A 3,035-nucleotide genomic window follows, 5' to 3' on the forward strand; every position below is an offset into this window, starting at 1 on the left:
GAACAAGAGCATCCGGGAGTGGACCGAGCTGCTGGCCGGCGACGAGGTGCTGGCCACGGCCATCCTCGACCGCCTGCTGCACCGAGCGCATGTTCTCAACATCAAGGGGCGCAGCTATCGCCTGCGGGATCTGGAGGAGGCTCTCCAGCGGGCTCACGCTTGAGCCGTCGTAAAACTGGATGTCGCCTTATCTCGTAAATCTCGGTGTCGCTTGACACGTGTCTGAGATTGCGATCGACGGGCATTCGGCACGTCAAAGCGCCCTGGCTGAGAGTGCTGCCTCAAAGTCTTCACAGCCAGGGCATCAGTGGAGAGGAAGCCCTCCACCCACCTCAATGCCATCACCAATGGCACCGGAGTGTCTGTTCGGGCTGATACGCCACGCGCCCGGAGCAAGCATCCTGTCGTGGCCGTGGTAAACAATCCGTGTCTGTCAGCTGGATAACGCTGCAAGAACATACGTGAGGCATGAAGAACATACGTGAGGCATGGGCCGATACCCCCTCGCAGACCAACTCGTCTTAGTGACGATTGAAATGGTCATGGTTTCGGCAGAGCTTGATCACTGTGGGAGCTCAATGCGGAAAGATATGCCAAATGCGAATGAATTCTTCTAATCTGTCGCTTTCCCGACAGACACCACATTTATTTTCCCACACATTACATGGTGCGGTGGTGTTCCGTAGGAGCGGGGCGTGGTTGATCAGAAGGTAGGCAGTGCAGCTGTTGAGGATCATCCTCTGGTGAAGTCCCTTCGAGCCATTTTGAAGGAGCTGGATGACCAATACGAGCGGGAGCGACAGAACCTCATCGCGACATTGCCCAACACGAGCGTGAAGGATCGCGCCCTCGCGATGCTTGAATCCCGACATCAGCAACGGCGGGAGAACTACAGCCGGGAACTGGCTGCTCTCCTTGAGTAAAGATCAGTCAGCTCCCTTCCCGTCTGACAGAGACAGTGCCGAACTCCCTTCCCTGACCCGTTATGACACCCTAGCTTGAGAAGAGCCGGCTTAACCCGCAGCACCTTCGTGGAAGGCTGAACTGATGAGCACCACCCGTGTCTTTCTGCTCGCCTCTGCCCTGGCTCGCCTGATCGAGAGGGAGAGGGGAGGCCACCTCGTCCGGCAGGGCTTCTTCCCGGATCGAACAGGCCGGAGCACTCACGTGCAGGTTTCAGGCGGTACCGGCCGTCTTATCCTGGTCTCCCATCATGCTGCCGGCCCACTCGAGGAGCCTGCTGAGATCTCTCGTGCTCAGGCTGAGGCGCTGCTCGATCTGACCGCCGGACAGACCGAGTATCTGAGCATCCCGATCGACATCGGCTCGCACAGTGCCACCATCCAGCGCTTCGTCGCTCCAGCGTCGCTCGATCTGATCAGCGTCGCATTCAAACACGACAAGGCGGCGCGCAAGTTCCAGCCGCCGGTCTGGTTTGGTCCCGAGGTCACCAGTGAACCCACCTACCAGGTCCGCTCTCTTGCTCTCACCGGTCTGCCATCCACTCCGGAGGTGGAGGTCACGGATGCAGCCCTTAACAGCCTGCTCGATGCCTTGGGTGACCGGGCTGGCGAGCCCCAGCCGCAGCCGACCTGGGTGGCTCCTGAACCTGAGACATTCGAGACCGTCTTGGATCCTGAGGCGGAGCGGGAACTGGATGGGCTCAATATTGAGGACAGCGTGATCCGGGAACTCGCCCGTTCGTTACAGCCGCAGGGGCGCTGATCCTCTACTCCGATGCATGGAGTTAACGGAGTGGCGGTCGTATGAACCACGCTAATCCTATGCCCTGGCACGGGGTTCTGGCTCTGCTCCTGCCGGGGTGGCAGGCTGCGCCGCGTCCTCGTTGCCCATCCGTCCGAGCGCAGGGGCGTGCGAGGCAGGCGATCAGCCGATGGTTCGCGACACGCTCTACTTTGGCCGTAACCGCCCGAATGGAGGTGCAGTCCGCGAGGCCGAGTGGCGGCGGTTCCTGAATGAGATCATCACGCCACGCTTTCCTGATGGCCTGACGGTGGTGAAGGCAACCGGGCAATGGCGGAATGCAAGCGGTCAAATCGAGCGGGAGGCCTCCCAAGTCGTGACCATGCTTCACTCCGGTGACCCGACCGCACGGGGCAAGATTTCAGAGATCATCGCCGAGTACCGACAGCGCTTTGACCAGGAGGCCGTCCTGCGCGAGCGTGCCACGACGTGCGCACGGTTCTGATTCGCCAAAGCGGCTGAAGACCTGGAGTACCGCGGCTATCGGGTCCGCCTTGGCCCAAGTGGCTTGGAATGGATGGATTTGGTGGCGATAACCAAACAGCGCCCGACCCTCACCATGGTGTTAGATCGTGAGGCTGTCCTCATTTAGGCCTACGAGTGGATTGATCGACAGCTGGTCCCTGCTAAGAACTTGGTATGACCTACATCCTGATCCAACTCGCGCCCGGGGCGTATGATCTCCTCCTGCATGGAGAGGTTGTGGGCAGCGTGGTGCGCACCAGCTCATACCAGCCTTACGCCTGGACAGCGGAACTGCTCGAGGATGTGCCTCTATCTCGGAGGCCAGCGCCCTTCACGGAGCTCGAACATGTCTTCGCCTCGTTGGAGGATCTCTGTGAGTGGCTCGGCCAGCCACAGATGAAGACCAACAATCGCCATGGCGATGCCTCGGAGCGGTGAGCCATCCCATTCAGTGAAATTCAGCCGGAACGCTGATCGGCGTTCACCGATGGTTCAGGGGTGGATGTCATATTGGGACACCGGTTGCCCGACCGTACTCCCGGCCAAGCCCAGGAACTTTAACCCCTCTCATCGTTGGACTTGGTCGGGTGCTCTTTCTGTGCAGACCGAACGCACCTCCATCTGAAGATGCATGGTCGGACAGCCGGCATGGGTTGCTTGGAACCTAGCGCGATGCCAACCCCAGAGTGTCGATGATGCGTGGGGCAAGAGCGATCGCGACGATGCACAGCGCTTGCAGGATGAAGATCGTCAGGCCCGGGACTTTACCGATCATAGGGACCGCGCCTCCTGAAGCCGCGTCAGGT

4 protein-coding genes and 1 pseudogene are annotated in these 3,035 nt (G+C 60.1%); all 5 read left to right on the top strand.

Translation table 11 applies throughout. The features are described 5' to 3' along the window. Positions 1–142: pseudogene (locus tag FS320_RS40810) on the top strand (ATP-binding protein); the annotation flags it as partial. Between the two features lie 553 nt (positions 143–695). Continuing rightward, complete coding sequence (locus FS320_RS40815; protein WP_152718239.1) at positions 696–923, top strand: hypothetical protein; 228 nt, start codon at positions 696–698, stop codon at positions 921–923. Between the two features lie 124 nt (positions 924–1,047). Beyond that, positions 1,048–1,725 carry a CYTH domain-containing protein gene (locus FS320_RS40820; protein WP_152718241.1) on the top strand — a complete coding sequence of 226 codons (678 nt, stop codon included), beginning with the start codon at positions 1,048–1,050 and terminating at the stop codon, positions 1,723–1,725. Positions 1,726–1,894: 169 nt separating this feature from the next. After that, the gene (locus FS320_RS40825; RefSeq protein WP_152718243.1) at positions 1,895–2,209 is read left to right on the top strand and encodes a DUF3574 domain-containing protein; all 315 of its coding nucleotides are present in this window, start codon (positions 1,895–1,897) and stop codon (positions 2,207–2,209) included. A 194-nt stretch (positions 2,210–2,403) separates the two neighbouring features. Continuing rightward, on the top strand, positions 2,404–2,667 hold the full coding sequence (locus FS320_RS40830) for a hypothetical protein (protein WP_152718245.1): 264 nt from the start codon (positions 2,404–2,406) through the stop codon (positions 2,665–2,667). Positions 2,668–3,035: the final 368 nt, after the last annotated feature.

This window comes from Microvirga tunisiensis, assembly GCF_009296175.1.
In the GTDB taxonomy this organism is placed as follows: domain Bacteria; phylum Pseudomonadota; class Alphaproteobacteria; order Rhizobiales; family Beijerinckiaceae; genus Microvirga; species Microvirga tunisiensis.

Excerpts from the sequence above, each read along its gene's own strand:
- FS320_RS40825 (WP_152718243.1), top strand. The coding sequence starts at position 1,895 with ATGGTTCGCGACACGCTCTACTTTGGCCGTAACCGCCCGAATGGAGGT.
- FS320_RS40830 (WP_152718245.1), top strand. The coding sequence starts at position 2,404 with ATGACCTACATCCTGATCCAACTCGCGCCCGGGGCGTATGATCTCCTC.
- FS320_RS40820 (WP_152718241.1), top strand. The coding sequence starts at position 1,048 with ATGAGCACCACCCGTGTCTTTCTGCTCGCCTCTGCCCTGGCTCGCCTG.